The organism is Pseudoclavibacter sp. VKM Ac-2867, assembly GCF_015351275.1.
Lineage (GTDB): Bacteria > Actinomycetota > Actinomycetes > Actinomycetales > Microbacteriaceae > Pseudoclavibacter.
This window is the reverse complement of record NZ_JADKSL010000015.1, coordinates 37,608-56,554: the sequence shown is the minus strand read 5'-3', so window position 1 is coordinate 56,554 and position 18,947 is coordinate 37,608. Positions and strand designations below refer to the sequence as shown.

13 protein-coding genes are annotated in these 18,947 nt (G+C 69.4%); 4 read left to right on the top strand and 9 right to left on the bottom strand.

All coding sequences use genetic code 11. From position 1 onward, the window contains the following. Positions 1 to 3: 3 nt before the first annotated feature. The 5 genes from ITJ67_RS14365 to rsmI form a co-directional block, all read right to left on the bottom strand. Positions 4 to 1,365: a hypothetical protein gene (locus ITJ67_RS14365; protein WP_194678087.1), complete on the bottom strand. Its 1,362-nt coding sequence runs from the start codon at positions 1,363 to 1,365 to the stop codon at positions 4 to 6. Positions 1,366 to 1,533: 168 nt separating this feature from the next. Then, on the bottom strand, positions 1,534 to 2,385 hold the full coding sequence (rsmA, locus tag ITJ67_RS14360) for a 16S rRNA (adenine(1518)-N(6)/adenine(1519)-N(6))-dimethyltransferase RsmA (protein WP_194678086.1): 852 nt from the start codon (positions 2,383 to 2,385) through the stop codon (positions 1,534 to 1,536). Further along, positions 2,382 to 3,323: a TatD family hydrolase gene (locus tag ITJ67_RS14355; protein ID WP_194678109.1), complete on the bottom strand. Its 942-nt coding sequence runs from the start codon at positions 3,321 to 3,323 to the stop codon at positions 2,382 to 2,384. The genes rsmA and ITJ67_RS14355 overlap by 4 nt, the downstream gene beginning before the upstream one ends. A gap of 65 nt (positions 3,324 to 3,388) precedes the next feature. After that, complete coding sequence (gene metG / locus ITJ67_RS14350) at positions 3,389 to 4,957, bottom strand: methionine--tRNA ligase (RefSeq protein ID WP_104241737.1); 1,569 nt, start codon at positions 4,955 to 4,957, stop codon at positions 3,389 to 3,391. A 69-nt stretch (positions 4,958 to 5,026) separates the two neighbouring features. Beyond that, positions 5,027 to 5,839 carry a 16S rRNA (cytidine(1402)-2'-O)-methyltransferase gene (rsmI, locus tag ITJ67_RS14345; RefSeq protein WP_194678085.1) on the bottom strand — a complete coding sequence of 271 codons (813 nt, stop codon included), beginning with the start codon at positions 5,837 to 5,839 and terminating at the stop codon, positions 5,027 to 5,029. Between the two features lie 49 nt (positions 5,840 to 5,888). Between rsmI and ITJ67_RS14340 the strand changes: the two genes are divergently transcribed. Together ITJ67_RS14340 and ITJ67_RS14335 are read left to right on the top strand one after the other, a co-directional pair. Continuing rightward, entirely contained in the window at positions 5,889 to 7,667 is a 1,779-nt protein-coding gene (locus tag ITJ67_RS14340) for a dolichyl-phosphate-mannose--protein mannosyltransferase (RefSeq protein WP_323741471.1), read from the top strand. A 778-nt stretch (positions 7,668 to 8,445) separates the two neighbouring features. Then, positions 8,446 to 9,360, top strand: coding sequence for an endonuclease domain-containing protein (locus ITJ67_RS14335; protein ID WP_160073303.1), 915 nt, complete (start codon positions 8,446 to 8,448; stop codon positions 9,358 to 9,360). A gap of 522 nt (positions 9,361 to 9,882) precedes the next feature. Here the strand turns inward: ITJ67_RS14335 and ITJ67_RS14330 are convergent. Next, positions 9,883 to 10,980, bottom strand: coding sequence for an SDR family oxidoreductase (locus ITJ67_RS14330; RefSeq protein WP_194678084.1), 1,098 nt, complete (start codon positions 10,978 to 10,980; stop codon positions 9,883 to 9,885). 97 nt (positions 10,981 to 11,077) lie between these two features. Between ITJ67_RS14330 and ITJ67_RS14325 the strand changes: the two genes are divergently transcribed. Then, complete coding sequence (locus ITJ67_RS14325; RefSeq protein ID WP_323741470.1) at positions 11,078 to 11,731, top strand: CatB-related O-acetyltransferase; 654 nt, start codon at positions 11,078 to 11,080, stop codon at positions 11,729 to 11,731. A gap of 71 nt (positions 11,732 to 11,802) precedes the next feature. Here ITJ67_RS14325 and ITJ67_RS14320 read toward each other — a convergent pair whose 3' ends face one another. From ITJ67_RS14320 to ITJ67_RS14310, 3 genes are all read right to left on the bottom strand, one after another. Further along, positions 11,803 to 12,078: a hypothetical protein gene (locus ITJ67_RS14320; protein ID WP_104332256.1), complete on the bottom strand. Its 276-nt coding sequence runs from the start codon at positions 12,076 to 12,078 to the stop codon at positions 11,803 to 11,805. Positions 12,079 to 12,189: 111 nt separating this feature from the next. Continuing rightward, on the bottom strand, positions 12,190 to 13,842 hold the full coding sequence (locus ITJ67_RS14315) for a RecQ family ATP-dependent DNA helicase (RefSeq protein ID WP_194678082.1): 1,653 nt from the start codon (positions 13,840 to 13,842) through the stop codon (positions 12,190 to 12,192). Positions 13,843 to 13,995: 153 nt separating this feature from the next. Further along, positions 13,996 to 14,829: an aldo/keto reductase gene (locus ITJ67_RS14310; protein WP_201297745.1), complete on the bottom strand. Its 834-nt coding sequence runs from the start codon at positions 14,827 to 14,829 to the stop codon at positions 13,996 to 13,998. A 74-nt stretch (positions 14,830 to 14,903) separates the two neighbouring features. Here ITJ67_RS14310 and hrpA point away from each other — a divergent pair, with 74 nt between their 5' ends. Next, positions 14,904 to 18,833 (top strand): ATP-dependent RNA helicase HrpA, encoded by a 3,930-nt coding sequence (hrpA, locus tag ITJ67_RS14305; RefSeq protein ID WP_194678081.1) that lies wholly within the window; start codon positions 14,904 to 14,906, stop codon positions 18,831 to 18,833. Positions 18,834 to 18,947 lie beyond the last annotated feature (114 nt).

The following is an 18,947-nucleotide window of genomic DNA, read 5'->3' as shown; positions in this document are numbered from 1 at the left end:
CGTTCAGCTGATCGGCTCTAGTGACGGCACCGGCCCGGCCCCCGACATCCCGATGACCACGAGCGCCGGTCGGCTGACCGCGTTCCCGGCCTCGTCCTCCCAGGTCAGGGCGAGGCGCGAGCGGTCGACGACACCGCCAGAGCCGGCGAAGCTGGTCGTGCCGCCAGACGCAGCGATGTCGAACGAGGTGATCTCGCGGGTGCCCGCGACGACGAGCACGTCCACACCGTCATCTCGGACCCACCTGGCCGCGATGACAGGCAGCTGCGGTGCGCCGTTCACCGGTCTCGCGACGTCCCCCGCACCGAGCACGATCGGGTCCTCGTTGCCGCGCACGGCGATGATCGCCGCCCAGAGGACCCCAGAGCCGCGGCCCTGGCTCTCCAGGTGGGAGACCGAGGCGAGCGCGAGCCGTTCACCGGAGGGCAGCGGCTGATCGTCGAGGATGGATGCCCGCAGCCGGTACCCGTGCTGTGCGTCTCGGGCGGTGATGATGCCGCGCGAGAGCGCCGCGAAGCGAGCGTTGCCACGCTTGGGATCGGTGACCGCAGTCCAGTCCCGGTCTGCATCCTCGGTCTGCAGCATCGTGAGCCCCGAACTGGGATGCACGTAGGCGAACCCCGCGTAGACGTCCGCTGCAGCCGTGCCTCCCGCGTCCGGGATGCGCAGCAGCGCCCTGGCAGACAGGAGAAGGAGCCCGTCGGAGGTCGGCGTCTCGCTCAGCGCGGGTGCCGTCTCGGTGGAGAAGGTCGCCGTCTCGAGCGACATCCCGCGCTGCATCCGCTCATGGAAGAGCAGCACGCCCCGCGCGACCGTGAACCCGCGCTCATAGCGGCTCGTGGTGATCGAGGACGCCCCGAGCATCGTGAACGCCGTGTCGTCGTCGCTGCCGGCACCGTCGAGCGGACGAGCAAGGGCCGCGACCGCGTTGTCGGAGCGGAGGATCACGAGGCGAGCCGAGAACGAGCTGCGGAGGCCCGGCACCGAACCGAGCGAAAGAGAGTCGACATCGCCGGCCCAGAGCAGCTCGATCACCTGTCCCTCCGGGATCTCGATGCCGTCGCTCCCGCCCGTCACGTCGGCCCTGTCGGTCACGTCGTCCGCGCCGTCGGCCCTCCAGAGGTCGGCGGCGGCCACAAGCGCACGCTGGTCGTCGAGATCGGCTCGGGGACCCCGCGTGGGGTAGCCGGGCAGCGTCGACTCGCTCACCGCATCCGTCGGCGAGGTGTCCGACTCGTCCGTGAACGCGAGGACAACCCAGCCAGCGGCGAGGACAAGAACGACCACGATGGCGACGATCGTGATGGTGCGCGCACGACGCGGAGGCGCCTCAGGATCGCGATGGGCTGCCGATGTGTCGCCCATGACCGCTCCCTCGCCACACTGTGCGGGCACCGACCTCGTTGTGGTGCCCGACGCTAGTCTGCCCCAGTCGGCTCGACGGTGCGCACCGGACTCCCAGGCGTCCCCAGGTGTTCCTCGGCGTTCCCCGACCCGATGGAGTCGCGAGGGGCCGCTTGCCCCTCGCCGGGCTCAGTCTTCGGGAGTCCAGGCCGCCGCGAGCCGCACGTAGTCTTCGATGCCGACCGTCTCGCCGCGGGCGGTGGGGTCGATGCCGGACGCCTCGAGCACAAGCGAGGTCGCCGCCGCGTTCTCGCCGAGTAACGGCGACAGCGCCTGGCGCAGCATCTTGCGGCGCTGACCGAACGCAGCATCCACGATTCGGAACACCTTGCGACGCAGCTCCTCCGAGCCGCGCGGCTCAGCACGTTCCGTGTAGGAGATGAGGATGGAGTCGACGTTCGGCACCGGCCAGAACACCTTGCGGCCCACGAGGCCCGCACTCGACCATGTGCCGTACCAGGCGGCCTTCACGCTCGGCGAGCCGTACACCTTCGAGCCGGGTCCGGCGACGATGCGCTCCCCCACCTCGGCCTGCACCATGACCACCCCGCGCTGCAGCGACGGCAACCGCTCGAGGAGGTGCAGCAGCACCGGCACCGACACGTTGTACGGCAGGTTCGCGACGAGCGCGACCGGCTCTCCCGGCACGTCCTGAACCTGGAGGGCGTCGGAGACGATCACGTCGAGATGCGCGCCAGGCGCGTGCTCCTCCACCGTCTGCGGGAGTCGGGCGGCGAGGCGCTCGTCGATCTCGATGGCCGTGACGCTCGCCCCCGTCTCGAGGAGACCGAGCGTGAGCGAGCCGAGGCCGGGCCCGACCTCGAGGATGTGCTCCCCCGAACGGACCTTCGCGGTCTGCACGATGCGCCGCACCGTTCCCGGGTCGTGCACGAAGTTCTGTCCGAGCTTCTTCGTGGGCGTCACATCGAGCTCGGCCGCGAGCTCGCGGATCTCGTTGGCGCCGAGCAGGCTGACGCTCATGCGGTCTCTCTCTCGTCGGAGGTGAGGTCACGGGCATGGTCGCCTTGGCCCGGGGCCTGCTGCCAGCTGCCGTAGACGGCCTCGGTGTTCGAGGCGACCTTGGCGCTCAGCTCATCCACCGCGATCCCCAGATGCTCGGCCATCGCCCGCAGGGTGACCGGGATGAGGTACGGCGCGTTGGGGCGGCCACGGAAGGGCACCGGCGTGAGGAACGGAGCATCCGTCTCCACGAGGATGCGCTCGATCGGCGTCACCGACAGGGCCTCCCGCAGGGAAGCGGCGTTCTTGAACGTGACCGTGCCCGCGAACGAGAGGTACCAGCCCTCCGCCGCCGCGATGCGCGCCATGTCCGCGTCGCCGGAGAAGCAGTGGAAGACCGTGCGCTCCGGGGCGCCGACCCGCTTGAGGGTCGAGATGACGTCGTCGTGCGCATCACGGTCATGGATCTGCATGGCGAGGCCGTGCTTCTTCGCGAGCCCGATGTGCCGCTCGAACGCCTCGACCTGGAGCAGCTGGTCGGCCTTCTCCGGCGTGCGGAAGTAATCGAGCCCCGTCTCGCCGATGGCCCGCACGCGGGGCTCGGCCGCGAGGCGGTCGATCTCGGCGATCGCATCCTCGAGGGTGCCAGCAGCGGCGAGCTCCGGCACGACGTTCGGGTGCAGCGCGACCGCCGCGAGCACCCGTTCGTGGGTCGCCGCGACGTGCGCCGACCAGCGGCTCGACGGCACGTCGTTGCCGACCTGCACGACGCCCTTGACGCCCGCTGCGACCGCGGCGGCGAGGTGCTCGTCGAGCGTCAGGCGCTCGTCCTCCTCGCCATCCTCGATCTCGAGGTGCGTGTGGTTGTCGTAGCAGGGCACGGCAAGCGCCTCGGGGTACGGCGGGTACGCGAGGATGCGCGTGTGCCCGGACTCGCTGGTCGCCGAGCGGCGGCGCAGCCTCTCGGCGTCACCCCGCGCCCCGGCGTCCTGGGCCCCGGCGTCGTGCTGGGAATCGGTCACCGCTAGCGCTGGACTTCCTGCTCGATGCGCGGGAAGAGCGGTGGCAGCTCGCTCAGCGGCCGCGAGCCGACAAGCGCGTAGGCGTTGTCGATGCGGGTGGAGGCGAGCTCGCCGTTGCCGCCGATCGCGAACCACAGCTTCTCGGCCGCGATCGGGACGAACGGGTTGAGCAGCACGGCCAGGTGGCCGAGGCAGCGAGTCGTGACCTCGAGCACCGCGGCGAGGCGCGCACGGCCCTCATCGCCCTGCTTGGAGAGCGCCCACGGCTCCTGCTCCGTGATGTACCCGTTGAGCGCATCCACGAGCCGCCAGATGTGCGCGAGAGCGCCATCGATGTCGAACGCCAGCATCGCCTCGTCGGCCTTCGCCGCGACCTCGGTCGCGAGGTCGATGATGACCTGCTCCGACTCGAGCATCGTGGACTGCTCCGGGACGACCCCGTCGAAGTACTTGTTCACCATCGCGATGACCCGCGACGCGAGGTTTCCGAACCCGTTCGCGAGCTCAGCCTGGTAGCGAGCCGACAGGTCCTCCCACGAGAACGAGCCGTCCTGCCCGAAGTGGATGGCGCGCAGGAAGTAGTAGCGGAACGCGTCGGACCCGAAGACGTCGGTGATCTCCGTCGGCGCGATGCCCGTCAGCTTCGACTTCGACATCTTCTCGCCGCCCACGAGCAGCCAGCCGTGCGCGAAGATGCCGGCCGGAACCTGCAGGCCTGCGGCCATGAGCATCGCCGGCCAGATGACAGCGTGGAAGCGCAGGATGTCTTTGCCGACGATGTGGTGCGCCGGCCAGAACTTCTCGAGCTCCGACTCGTCGTCGCCGTAGCCGATGGCAGTGATGTAGTTGAGGAGCGCGTCGAACCACACGTAGACGACGTGCGACTCGTCCCACGGGACCTTCACGCCCCAGTCGAACGTGGTGCGCGAGATCGACAGGTCGCGGAGCCCCGAGCGCACGAACGAGATGACCTCGTTGCGCGCCGACGACGGCTGGATGAACTCCGGGTTCTCCTCGTAGAGCGCAAGCAGGCGGTCCTGGAACTCGCTGAGCTTGAAGAAGTAGTTCTGCTCCTGCAGCAGCTCGAGCGGCTTGGAGTGGATGGCGCAGACCTTCTCGCCCTCGTACTGGCCGGTGCCGGCGACGATCTCGGACTCCGGCTTGAACTCCTCGCAACCCACGCAGTAGAGCGCCTCGAACTCGGCGTCGTAGATGAAACCGGCGTCGTTGAGCTTCTGCAGGAAGCGCTGCACACGAGTCTCGTGGCGCTCGTCCGTCGTGCGGATGAAGTCGTCGTTCGAGATGTTGAGCGTCTCCAGCATGGGCTTCCACGCCTCGTTGACGAGCTTGTCGGCCCACGCCTGCGGGGTGACGTTGTTCGCGAGGGCCGAGCGCATGATCTTCTGACCGTGCTCATCGGTGCCCGTGAGCAGCCACGTGGTGTCGCCACGCTGACGGTGCCACCTGGCGAGCGCGTCGACAGCGACCTCCGTGTACGCGTGACCGATGTGGGGGACGTCGTTGACGTAGAAGATCGGTGTCGTGATGTAGAACGATTCGCCGGAAGCCATAGGGATCATCCTATTGTCGGCCGGGGACTGTTACGACGCGAGGTGCTCCTGAGAGACACCCCCGGCCCACTATTTCGCGAGCTGGCCCTGGTAGAGGTCTCGCTTGCTCATGCCCGTCTCGGAGGCGACCTGTGCTGCCGCGTCCTTCAGGCGCATCCCGCCCGCCACGAGCTCCGCGACCATCGCCTGGGCCCCAGCCTCATCGACGACCGCGGGGGCCGCACCCTCCACGACGATCACGATCTCGCCGCGCACCCCCTCCTCCGCCCACGGAACCAGCTCCGCCGCGGTTCCTCGCCTGACCTCCTCGTAGAGCTTCGTCAGCTCCCGGCAGACGGCGATGCGACGATCGGCCGGCCAGATCGCGGCCATGTCGGCGAGCGTGCGCGCCAGGCGGTGCGGCGACTCGAACAGGACCACCGTGCGCGGCTCGGTCGAGAGCGAGCGCAGGAACGTCTCCCGCTCCCCCGCCTTGCGAGGCAGGAAGCCGTCGAACGTGAAGCGGTCGGTCGGCAGCCCCGAGATCGCGAGCGCCGTGATGACCGCGCTCGGCCCTGGCACGCTCGTCACCGTCACTCCCTCCTTCGCCGCGAGCGCCACGATCGGGTAGCCCGGGTCGGAGATTCCCGGCATGCCGGCGTCGCTGACGAGCACCACATCGGCCTCGCGCGCCTGCTCGACGATGGTCTTCGCGAGCTCGTCCTCATTGTGCTCATGGAGGGCGACGAGCCGCGGGCGGTTCTCGACGCCCAGCATCCCGAGCAGCTTCGCCGTCGAACGGGTGTCCTCGCACGCCACCAGGGTGGCGTTCTTGAACGTGTCGATGAGGCGCGCCGAAGCGTCGCCGAGGTTCCCGATGGGGGTGCCGGCCAGGATGATCATGGCTGCGATCCTCCCACGCGCTCGCCCCGCGGCCCCTACGATTGCTTGGGTGAGCGAGCAAGCAGACACGGGAACACCAGACGAGGCGGCCGAGTCGTCCGCGACGACGGCCCCCGCGACGGCGACGAGCGGCACGGTGACCGCATCCGCTGCCCCTGCCGTGCCGGCGGCGAAGACCCCAGCGGCCCCGGTGGCGCGCGGCTCGGTGTTCGACGACCTCTGGGCGCGAGTCACGAGCACCCCCAGGCTGCGAGTGCGCACCGAGTGGATCCTCCTCGGCGTCGTCACCCTCCTCGCCGCCGTCCTCCGGTTCTGGAATCTCGGCGGCGCGCACTTCCTGATCTTCGACGAGACGTTCTACGTGAAAGACGCGTGGACCCTCCTCAACCTCGGCTACGAGGCGGAGTGGCCCGAGAACCCGAACGACGCGTTCAACGCAGGAGACCCGAACGGGTACACAACCGACCCTTCGTACGTCGTGCATCCGCCCCTCGGGAAGTACCTCATCGGGCTCGGGATGCTCGTGTTCGGTGCCGACAACCCCTTCGGCTGGCGGTTCGCCGTCGCCCTGCTCGGCACCCTCGCAGTGCCGCTCCTCTGGGTCATCGCCAAGAAGCTGTTCCGCTCGCCCGTGCTCGCCACGATCGGTGCCGGGATGCTCGCCATCGACGGGCACGCGATCGTCATGTCGCGCGTCGGGATCCTCGACGGCATCCTCATGTTCTTCGTGCTGCTCGCCTTCCTCTTCGTGCTCCTCGACCGCGAGGACCAGCAGCGGAAGCTGCGCACGAAGATCATGGCCTGGCGCGCGGAGGAAGGCCTCGACGGCGAGCCGATTCCGACCAAGGCCACGACCACCTCGCGCGCGCCCGACGTGAAGCCCGTCGGACCCGACTGGGGACCCCGCCTCTGGTGGCGGCCCTGGCTCATGGCTGCGGCCGTCACCCTCGGCGCCGCATCGGCCGTGAAATGGTCTGGCCTCTACTTCCTCGCCGCGTTCTGCGTCTACACACTCGTCGTGGACATGATCGAGCGGAAGCGGCTCGGCGTGACCTTCTGGGGCTCCGCCGCGATCCTCATGCAGGGCCCCGTGTCGTTCCTCCTGACCGTGCCGCTCGCAGCCCTCACCTACCTCGCGACCTGGACCCGCTGGCTCACCACCACAGGCGGCTTCTACCGCGGCTGGGCCGAGGAGGCGGGCAACGCGTGGACCGGACTGCTCTCGTGGGTGCCGCTGCCCCTGCAGAGCCTCTGGCACTACCAGGTCGAGGCGTACAACTTCCACCGCGGACTCAGCGCCGAGCATCCATACCAGTCGGGGCCGCAGGAATGGCCGTTCCTCATCCGCCCCACCGCGTTCAGCTACGTCTACTCGGAGGCGGGCGACGGCTCATCCTGCGATGTCGGACAGTGCGTCGAGGCGATCACGTCGATCTCGAACCCCATCATCTTCTGGTTCGGCACCGTGTCGATCCTGTTCCTCATCATCATGTGCTTCCTGCGCCCGAAATGGCAGTACTTCGCGATCCTCGTCGGCTACGGAGCCGGCTACTTCCCGTGGCTCGCGTACCTCGAGCGCCAGGCCGTCTTCCACTTCTACGCGATCGCGTTCCTGCCGTTCATGATCCTCGCCTCCCTCGTGGTCATCCAGACCATCGCCGGCGACCGCGAGACCCCGCGCCCCTCGAGGACCATCGGCGTCTCCGCGGTCGGGGTGCTGCTCGTCATCATGGCGCTCGTCTCCGTGCTCTTCTGGCCCGTGTGGACCGGCCAGATGATCTCCACCTCCTACTGGTCGCTCACGCACTGGCTGCCCAGCTGGCGGTAGCCGCGCCGCGCCGCGGCGGGCGTGCGCGCGCCGCAGCCCCGCGCGCCCGCGGCCCCGCAAGCCCCGCACGCCCGCACGCCCGCACGATCCCGCGCGCCCTGCCCCGCGCCAGATGGGCCACTTTCCCCCCATCAGACCGCTCAACATGGGCGCAAACTGACCTTCTGACCAGCCGCAGCAGCAGCGGGAGCGGCCGCGGGAGCGGCCGCGGATACGCCCGGCAGTGAAGAACTTCCGCGGGACGACGCCCACGTGCGTAGGCTTCCGACCCAGCCGCGCGCATCCCCGCACGCACGGCCCCGCGCCAGATGGGCCACTTTCCCCCCATCAGACCGCTCAACATGGGCTCAAACTGACCTCCTAACCAGCCGCAGCAGCAGCGGGAGCGGCCGCGGATACGCCCGGCAGTGAAGAACTTCCGCGGGACGACGCCCACGTGCGTAGGCTTCCGACCCAGCCGCGCGCATCCCCGCACGCACGGCCCCGCGCCAGATGGGCCACTTTCCCCCCATCAAACGGCTCAATATGGGCGCAAACTGACCTCCTGACCAGCCGCAGCGACACCGGGAGCCGAAGCGGAAGCAGAAGCGGAAGCAGAAGCGGAAGCAGAAGCGGAAGCAGAAGCGGAAGCAGAAGCGGAAGCGGAAGCGGAAGCGGAAGCGGAAGCAGCGGTTAGCGGATGCAGCGGTCAGCGGAAGCGGCGGGCGCTGGGTGCGGCGGGCATCGGGGGCTGTGGAGAACTTCCGCGGGACGACGCCCACGCGCGTAGGTTTCCGGCATGGCCGCGCGCATCCCGATCCCCGAGGAGCTCAGAGACCGCGCGTTCGGGATCGCGGAGGGGAACGCCGCGGGTCTCACGAAGAAAGCCCTTGCCAGGCAGAGCCTCGCTCGTCCGTACCGCGGAGTGCGAGCGACGGAGCCCGCACACGACACCAGGGAGCAGGTCCTCCGCTTCGGGCCGCGACTTCGCGGCGGCCAGGCGCTGAGCGGGCCCTCCGCGCTGCACGCCTACGGGTTGCCGGTACCGCGGCGCCATCGCTCCACGACCGTCGATGTGCTTTGCAGGCAGTCGGCCTCGAGACCACGAGCGGCGGGCGTCCGTGCGCGGCGCATCCGGGATGAGCTCTGGGAGGCGGACCTCATCGACGGGGTCCGAGTGGTTCCCGCGCCGCTGCTCTTCGCTCTGCTGGGGAGCTCGTTCAGCGAGACGGAGCTGATCACGGTCGGCGACGCGATGATCAGCGACTTCGACCGCTACCCGGGGCGGGTTTCGTCCGGCTCGATGACACCGCTCTCGAGCTTGGAGGACGCCGTCGAGCGCTGGGGCCGACTCCGCGGCTGCTCGGTCCTGCGCAGCGTACTGCCGCGCCTTCGGGAGCACGTCGCCTCCCCGCCGGAGAGCTGGCTTCGCTGTCTCATCGTGGATGCGGGCTTCGAGGAACCGGCCGTCAACGCCGATATCCACGCGGGCGGACGCTTCCTGGCACGAGGCGACCTCGTCTTTCGAGCCCAGCGCGTCATCGTCGAGTACGAGGGCGAAGGCCACCTGAGTCCCGCGCAGTTCCGACGCGACATAACGCGCACCGAGGCGCTGATCGCAGCCGGATGGCGCGTGATCCGCGTCACCCACGCTGACCTGTTTCCGGACGCCGCCGTCTTCCTCGCGCGGTTGCGTGCGGCGCTGTCCCGGTGACCCGGCAGCGCGGAAGGGCCACAGGGCCAAGGCCTCATTTGGGTCACTTTCACCCCGTGCGGAGCCGTCCGGAGGGAGAAAAGTGACCCAAATGGCCCAGGCCGGGCCATCCGCAGGGGCAGAGCGACCCAGGCAGCCCTGGAGGCGCCATCCGTAGGGGCGAAAGTGACCCAGGTGGCCCAGGCGGCCCAGGCCGCGCCATCCGCAGGGGCGAAAGTGACCCAGGTGTCCCAGGCGACCCAGGCCGGGCCATCCGCAGGGGCGAAAGTGACCCAGGTGTCCCAGGCGATCCAGGCCGGGCCATCCGCAGGGGCGAAAGTGACCCAGGTGTCCCAGGCGACCCCGGCCGGGCCATCCGCAGGGGCAGAGCGACCCAGGCAGCCCTGGAGGCGCCATCCGATGGAGCGAAAGTGACCCAGGACGGCCAGGGTGCCCGTGCGCGGAACCGTCCGGAGGGGGAAAGCGACCCAGCTGCCCCCTCCTACCGAGCGGGCCGAGCCGGGATGCGGTCAGGGGATTCGGTCAGGGGATGAGGCGGTCGGCGCGGTAGCGCGCGAAGAGGTCGGCGAAGGCCTGGTCGGTTCGGCGGAAGCTGAGGAAGCCGGCGGCGCGGCTCTTGCCCATGTCGGTGACGACCTCCATCTCGCGTCCGAGGTCGGCGTCGGTGTGCCACCAGGATGCGAGCCGCGAGATGTCCGCCTCGACGAGCCCGTGCTCGGCCGCGATGGCCGGCCAGTGCTGCTCGAGCTGCGCCATCTGCTCCTCGAGCGGGCGCGCCTGCCCGTCGAACCCGACGACCTGCTCGGCGGGGACGCCGAGCATCTCGGCGAGGCGAGGCCACATCCACCGCCAACGGAAGATGTCCCCGTTGACGATGTTGAACGCCTCGTTGCGGCCTGCCGGCTCCGTCGACGCCCACACCATCTGCTCGGCGAGGACCCCAGCGTCGGTCATGTCGGTGAGGCCGTTCCACTGCGCCGCGCTTCCGGGGAACACGAAGGGCACGCCGAGGTGCTTCGCGATCGTGGCCTGCACGGCGATCGTCAGGCCCATGTTCATTGCGTTGCCGACGGCATGCCCGATGACGGTGTGCGATCGATGCACCGACCACGTGAACTGCTGGCGGGCGGCAGCGGCGAAGAGCTCGTCTTCCTGCGCGTAGTAGAAGTTCGGGGTGTCGAGCCGCTCGGATTCCTCACGGAACGGGGTGTCGGGCATCTCGCCCGCGGCGTAGGCCTCGAATGGGCCCAGGTAGTGCTTGAGACCGGTGACCAGGGCGACGTGCTCCACGGGGGCGTCGTCGAGCGCCGCGAGCAGGTCACGGACCATGGCGCCGTTCACGGCGATGTTCTCCGCCTCCGTCGCCTGTCGCTGCCAGGCGGTGAAGAACACGTGCGTGGGGCGTTCCTCCGCGAGCGCAGCGCGCAGGCTCGCCGGGTCGCGGAGGTCGGCGGCGATGCCCCGCACGGTGCCGCTCGTCACGGCGCGGCGGGAGAAGGCGAGGACCTCCCAACCGTCCTTGCTCAGGCGATCAACGAGGGCGGAGCCGGTGATCCCGGAGGCGCCCACAACAAGCGCGGTCCTCGGTGCGTTGGTGGTGCTGTTCGAGTTCGAGGTCATCAGGGGTGCAACGAGGCTGCCGCGATTGCTATTCCGTGGCCGCGCGGTTCGGGATGCGCGCCACAGGCCGAGAATGGCGCGGTTCTACACTGGGTCGGTGAATGAACCCGCGTCTCCCCCTGACCCCAGCACGCTGCATCCGATCGAGGGGCAGGAGCGGGTCATCCTCCTGAAGCCGCTCGTCACCAGCCCGCTCATCAGCGTCGGAGACTTCACGTACTACGACGACCCCGACGACCCCGCAGCGTTCGAGACGCGCAACGTGCTGCACCATTACGGGCCTGAGCGTCTCGTCATCGGGAAGTTCTGCGCGATCGCCTCCGGCGTGCGGTTCATCATGAACGGCGGCAACCATCGCATGTCTGGGCCGTCCACGTATCCGTTCCCCATCATGGGCGGAGCCTGGGGGCAGCACGTCGACCTCGTCAGCGACCTGCCGAGCCGCGGCGACACGGTCGTCGGCAACGACGTCTGGATCGGCGGGGACGTCACCATCATGCCGGGGGTGCGCATCGGCGACGGGGCGATCGTCTCCACGGGATCCGTCGTGACGAAGGATGTGCCCGACTACGGCATCGTCGGCGGCAACCCGGCGACGCTCATCCGTCGCCGCTTCGATGACGATGACGTCCAGACGCTCCTCGATACTGCCTGGTGGGACTGGCCCCTCGAGGCGATCACGGAGCATGTCCGTGTCATCGCCGACGGATCAGTGGCCGAGCTCGCTTTGATCGCCGGCCGGTTGGCGTAGCCGCGGCGCTGCATGGCCACGCCGCAGCGCCGCCGCACAGCGCCGCCGCACAGCGCCGCCCCACAGTCGGCTTACGGGTAGGCGACGTAGAGGCGGTACATGCCCGCGAACGTGCCCGTCGTGTCCTGCGAGCAGGCGTTCGGCCCGATGTACACGTTCGATCCGGTGCCGACGGAGCCGCCGACGACGGCTCCCCACTTCGTCACGCACTCCGCCTGGGTCTCGAAGGCGTAGTAGGCCGACCCGGCGGCGCTGGCGGGGGTGGCGGCGAAGAGCGCTCCCGCGAGCGCGCCGACCGCGGCGAGTCCACTGAGCCCTGCAAACTTGCGAGTCTTTGAATTCGTCATCGTGCGAGGCTAGGACGCCTCCTTGAGCGAGCCATCCGAAGTCCCTCCGTATCCCGTGGGTACGCTGGGAGCATCCCGTGGGTGGGAGAAAGCGTGCGAAAGAGGCGTCGACTACGCGGTGGCGTCCGCGACCTGGCGCAGCACGTTCGTGTCGAGCGCCGCGAGTGCGACGACCTTGTAGCCCTCCGTCTCGAAGAAGATCGTCGCCCGGTCCTCTTCCACGCTGATGACCGTGCCTGCTCCCCACTCACTGTGCTCGACGGACTCGTCGACGTCGAGCGGCGCGTCCGCCGGCACGCTGTCTGCCTGGGCGTCTGACATGTCCTCGCGCCGCTCGCAGCCGTCGCAGTTCCCGCACCAATCCGGCCCCTCGACCCCGAAGTAGTCGAGCAGCACGCGACGGCGGCACTGGGTCCCCTCCGCGTAGGCGCGCATCATCGCCAATCGCGACTCGGCGATTCGCTCCCGGGCGGCGGACGCCTCCTTGACGGCCTTCACCACGGCATCGACTCGGGTCTTGCGCAGCGGATGCACGCCCCCGGTCGTCTCGACGAGTTCGGCATCCACGAGCTGATTGACGAGCCTCGCGACGGTTCTTGCGGGCTGACCGACGGCCTCGGAGAGGTCCCGGATGCTCGCACCTGGCGTGCGCGTGATGGCGCGCCACAGCTTGCGCAGCCCGGCCTTGTCGAGCGAGCGCTTCGCGAAGAAGCGCCGCAGCGCGAGGTCCTCGACGCGGTAGTGCAGCACGGCCGTCGCGGGCTCGCCGTCCCGCCCCGCGCGGCCGACCTCCTGGTAGTAGGCGTCGAGCGACTCCGTCGTCGCCGCGTGGAGCACGAAGCGCACGTCACCCCGGTCGATGCCCATGCCGAACGCGGACGTCGCGACGACGACATCGAGTTCACCGTCCCGCCACCGGTCCTGCACCGCTCGGCGCTCTGCGACCTTGAGGCCGGCGTGGTAGGCGGCAACCTCCCGCCCTTCCGCGGCGAGCTCGGCCGCATACGACTCCGTCTCCTTGCGCGAGGCCACGTAGACGAGACCGGGGGCGGTCCAGCTGCGCGCTTCGTCGACGATCGCGGCCCGCTTGTCGTCCTCGCTCTCATGGCGCTGGACTGCGAGTCGGATCTCGGGTCGATCGACGCCGTGCACCTGCACGTCAGGATCCTGCATCCGCAGCCGCTCGATGATGTCCGCCCTCACCGGCTTCGACGCCGTCGCGGTCATCGCGAGCACCGGCGGGTCGCCGAGCTCTGATCGCACGTCGCCGAGCCTCAGGTAGTCGGGCCGGAAATCGTGCCCCCACGAGGAGACGCAGTGCGCCTCATCCACGACGAGCAGAGCAACGTCCTGCGCCGCGAGGCGGGCGACGTTGTCCTCGTTCGCGAGCTGCTCTGGTGCGAGGAGCACGTACAACGACCCGCCCGCGTCGATCCGTTCCCAGGCGCGGGCCACCGCGGCGGCGCCCCGTGACGAGTTGATGGCGACGACATCCGGGGCGTCCGGGGCGGCTTCGATCGATGCGCGCTGGTCTGCCTGGAGGGCGATGAGCGGCGAGATGACGAGAACGATGCCGCCGCGCGCGGCGCCCGCGACCTGGTAGACCGCTGACTTCCCGCCACCTGTCGCGAGCACGAGCAGCGTGTCGCGCCCCGCAGCCGCAGAGCGGATCGCCTCGCCTTGACCAGGGAGCAGCGACTCCCACCCGAACCGCTCCCGCGCGATGCGCTCGAGCGTGCGACGGGTTGGTGCGGAGGAACTCATGCACCGACGCTATCTTCGTCGAACTGCGCGAAGACTTCGCTTGACAGGCCCGACGGCGCCGTGATCGCAACCCTCTGCGCCCCGTCCGACCGCGCCAATGACGAGACGGCCGGCACCCTCTGGGGCGCCGGCCGTCCCAGCAGCTGCTGGAAGCTAGTTCACTTCGTTGGGGTGCGCCGCGACGCGTCCCTCTTCGCCGCGCTCGAGTGCCGTGATGGCGTCGTACTCGGCGCCCGACAGCTCGAAGTCGAAGACCTGAGCGTTCTCGACCATGCGCTCACGCGACGTGGTCTTCGGGAAGACGATGTTGCCCTTCTGGAGGTGCCAGCGGATGACGACCTGCGCGGGCGTCTTGCCGTGTGCGTCCGCTGCCGCCTTCACGGGCTCCAGCTCGAAGAGCGGGTACTTGGCCTGTCCAAGCGGTCCCCACGCTTCGGTCTTGATGTCCTCGGCCTGCAGGTAGGCGTCGAGCTCCGGCTGCTGGAAGATCGGGTGCTGCTCGATCTGGTTGACGACCGGCTTCACGCCGGTTGCCGAGATGATGTCGCGCAGGTGCGACTCGAAGAAGTTGCACACGCCGATCGACGTGGTCAGGCCGGCCTGCTGCAGCTCGACGAGCGCCTCCCAGCTCTCGACGTACGTGTTCTGCTTCGGCGTCGGCCAGTGGATGAGGTAGAGGTCGGCCTTCTCGAGGCCGAGGCGCTCGAGGCTCGCGTCGATCGCCGCGCGGGGCGTGTCGCGGCCCTGCTCGTCGTTCCAGAGCTTCGTGGTCACGTAGAGCTCGTCGCGCGGGATGCCGGACTTCGCGATAGCCCTGCCCACGCCCTCCTCGTTGCCGTAGATCTTGGCGGTGTCGATGTGGCGGTAGCCGACCTCGAGGGCGTCGGACACGATGCGCTCGGTCTCTGCCGGGTCGACCTTGAAGACGCCGAAGCCGAGCTGGGGAATGCTGGTGCCGTCGTTGAGGGAAACGTTGGGGATCTGCAATGCGGTCATCCCACTGTTCTAGCAAGCGGAACTGGTTCCGCGCTGACCGGACACGGCAATAGACTGTAATGCTCATGACTACGACTCCCCTCGAGATCTCCTACCCGCCGGAGCTGCCCGTCAGCCAGATGCGGGACGAGATCCGCGACGCCATCGCCGGCAACCAGGTGGTCATCGTCGCGGGCGAGACCGGGTCGGGCAAGACGACGCAGCTGCCGAAGATCTGCCTCGAGCTCGGCAGGCAGATGATCGGGCACACGCAGCCTCGACGCATCGCCGCCCGCACGATCGCGGAGCGGATCGCGGATGAGCTCGGCGGCGACATCGGCGGGCTCGTCGGCTACCAGGTGCGCTTCACCGACGAGGTGTCGGCCGAGACGCGCGTGAAGCTCATGACCGACGGCATCCTCCTCAACGAGATCCACCGCGACCGCCTGCTGCGCAAGTACGACACGATCATCATCGACGAGGCGCACGAGCGCAGCCTCAACATCGACTTCCTCCTCGGCTACCTGAAGACGCTCCTCCCGAAGCGACCCGACCTGAAGGTCATCATCACGTCGGCGACGATCGACCCCGAGTCGTTCTCGAAGCACTTCAACGACGCCCCGATGATCGAGGTCTCGGGCCGCACCTTCCCCGTCGACGTCCGCTACCGGCCGCTCGTCGCCGACGCACCGCTCCCCGGCGACGAGGACGAGGACGCCGCCCCGCAGACACCGGAGCGGGACATGTTCGAGGGCATCGTGGACGCGCTCGACGAGCTCGACCGCGACCTGCCCGGCGACGTGCTCGTGTTCCTGTCCGGCGAGCAGGAGATCCGGGACGCGCAGGACGCGATCCGCGCCCACGTCGCGCGCGACGCTCGCCCGGAGTCGACCGAGGTCCTCCCGCTCTTCGGCCGCCTCTCCTCCGCGGAGCAGCACCGCGTGTTCGAGTCGAAGCGTCCGCCCGGCGTGCGCCGGCGCGTGGTGCTCGCGACGAACGTCGCCGAGACGAGCCTCACGGTGCCAGGCATCGTCGCCGTCATCGACACGGGGACGGCGCGCATCTCCCGCTACTCGACGCGCGCGAAGGTGCAGCGCCTCCCCATCGAGGCGATCTCGCAGGCGTCCGCGAAGCAGCGTTCGGGCCGCGCCGGCCGCACCTCTGCTGGCGTCGCCATCCGCCTCTACTCGGAGGCCGACTTCGATCGCCGCCCCGAGTTCACCGAACCCGAGATCCTCCGCACGAACCTCGCGAGCGTGCTCCTGCAGATGCTCGAGCTGGGCCTCGGGGCCCTCTCCGAGTTCCCGTTCCTGCAGCCGCCGGACGCGCGCGGCATCAAGGACGGCACCGACCTCCTCAGCGAGCTCGGGGCCGTCGAACCGGGCAAGGCCAGCCACGGGAAGGACAGCCAGCTGCGCCTCACGAAGACGGGCCGCAGCCTCGCCCGCCTCCCCATCGACCCCCGATTCGGCCGCATGGTCATCGAGTCGAAGCAGCACGACGTGAGCCGCGAGATCCTCATCATCGTCGCCGGCATGACGGTGCAGGACATCCGCGAGCGTCCGCTCGAGAAACGACAGAAGGCCGACGAGCTGCACGCGCGGTTCCGCGACCCGTCCAGCGACTTCCTCACGCTCGTGAACCTGTGGAACTACCTCGAGGAGCAGAGCCACGAGCTCGGCTCGAGCGCGTTCCGTCGCAAGTGCCGCGACGAGTTCATCAACTTCGTCCGCTTCCGCGAGTGGCAGGACGTGTTCCGTCAGCTCCGCCAGCTCGCCGGCCCCATCGGCTTGAAGGTGCAGCGGCCCGCCGCCGGGCAGGTGCAAGAGCCCGGTGCCCTCGCCGACGCCATCCACCGCTCGATGCTCGCCGGGCTCCTCAGCCACATCGGCATCCGCGACGAGCTGAAGCGCGACTACGCGGGAGCGCGCGGCACCCGGTTCCAGATCTTCCCCGGCTCCGGGCTCGCGAAGGCGAAGAAGCAGCCGGATGTCGTCATGGCGGCGGAGCTCGTCGAGACGAGCCGCCTCTTCGCGCGCACCGTCGCGAAGATCGACCCAGCCTGGGCGGAGGTGCTCGCGGGCTCCCTCGCGAAGCGCAACCACTCCGACCCGCACTGGGAGAAGAAGCAGGGTTCCGCCGTCGCCATCGAGCGGGTGACCCTCTACGGCGTGCCCATCGTCCGCGGACGCACCGTGCAGTTCTCGAAGATCGACCCGGCCTGGTCGCGCGACCTGTTCATCCGCCACGCCCTCGTCGAGGGCGACTGGAACGGGCGCCACAGCTTCGACTCCAAGAACCGGGCGCTGCGCAAGAGCCTCGCCGACCTCGAGGAGCGCACCCGTTCGCGCGGCGCCTACACCGACGACGAGGACGCCGTCTTCGAGTTCTACGACGAGCGCCTCCCGAGGGACGTCGTCTCGCAGTCCACGTTCGAGAAGTGGTGGCAGGGCGCGCAGCAGCAGACGCCGCAGCTGCTCACCATGACGAGGGCGGATGTGCTCGGCGAGGAGCACGCAGACCCAGACGAGCAGGGTGCCGGGTTCCCCACCGAGTGGAAGCAGGGCGACCAGCGCCTCCGCCTCCGGTACCGCTTCGACCCGGGTGCGCCCGACGACGGTGTGACGGTCAACATCCCGCTGCCTCTGCTATCGCGCCTCGACGACCGCGGCTTCGACTGGCAGGTGCCCGGCATGCGCCGGGAGCTGGTCATCGCGCTCCTGAAGTCGCTGCCGAAGGCCACCCGCCGCAACTTCGTGCCCTCCGCGGACTGGGCCGACAAGCTCCTCGGCGAGCTCGGCGAGGCGAGGCCAGACCTCGGCCAGGGGGTTCCTGGCGACTTCGACGACGCGCTGCGGCAGATCATGCAGCGGCAGGCGGGCATCCGCTTCGATGTGAGCGAGTTCGACTGGAGCCGTGTCCCCTCGCACCTTCGGGTTCGCTTCCGAGTGCTCGACGACCGCGGCCGCGAGCTCGGCACGGGAGAGGACCTCAAGGCGCTGCAGGAGGAACTCAAGAAGGCATCGGAGGCGTCGGTGCTGCGTGCGACGCAGCAGGTCGCGGCGCCCGCCCGTCCCGGGAACGGCGTACGCGAGGCCGGTTCGGTGCCCGCGCAGAGCGCGTCGACCGCGGAGCTCCGGTACGACCAGCACGGCCTCACCGAGTGGCCGCTCGACGAGATCCCCGAGCTCATCGACATCAAGCGCAAGCACGGCGTGATCCGCGCCTACCCGTCGCTCGCCGTCGTCAAGGGGAGCATCGACCTGCGCCTCGTGACGACGCCAGAGGACCAGGCGCGCGAGCATCCCATTGGTGTGGCTGCCCTCCTCGTCGCGTCGGTGCCCTCCCCTGCGAGCTACGTGCAGGAGCACCTGACGGCGAAGGAGAAGCTGGCTCTCGCGACGAGCCCATACCACTCGACTCCCGCGCTCTTCGGCGACATCGTCGCGGCCCTCGCCCAGGATGCGGTTGCCGCGTATAGCCAGGAACATGGCGGCCCCGTGCGCACGCGCGCCGCGTTCGACGAGCTGCGCGAGACGTTCAACGCGACCCTGCTCGACCGCATGTTCGCGCAGACGAAGCTCGTCTCCGAGGTCCTCGACCGCTTCCGCGAGGCCAACAAGGCGCTCAAGACGGCGAACCACATCTCGGTGCTGCCATCGCTCTCCGACGCCCGCTCGCAGCTGCAGGCGCTCGTCTACCCTGGCTTCGTGTCGAAGACCGGCGTCACGCGGCTTGCGCATCTCCCCCGCTACCTGCGGGCGCTCACCTACCGCCTGGAGCGGGTGCTCAGCCACTCCAGCATCGAGCGGGCCGGCCTCATGCAGGTGGAGCAGGCGACTGCCCTGTACACGGAGGCGGGCGGCACGTTCCCCGCGAACCGTTCCGCCCCGGCGTCCGTCGTCCAGGCGAGGTGGATGCTCGAGGAGTTCCGCGTGAGTCTCTTCGCGCAGCAGCTCGGCACGGCTGAGACGGTCTCGCTGAAGCGCATCCGCCAGGCCCTCGCGGAGAAATAGCAGGCCCTGGCGGAGAAGCAGCGCCGGACGCGGACGCCGCCCCGCAGCCTACTCTCGCGCCCTACCGCATCCACCCACCAAGCGCAGGAGTCAGCCAGATGCACCCTCCCGGTG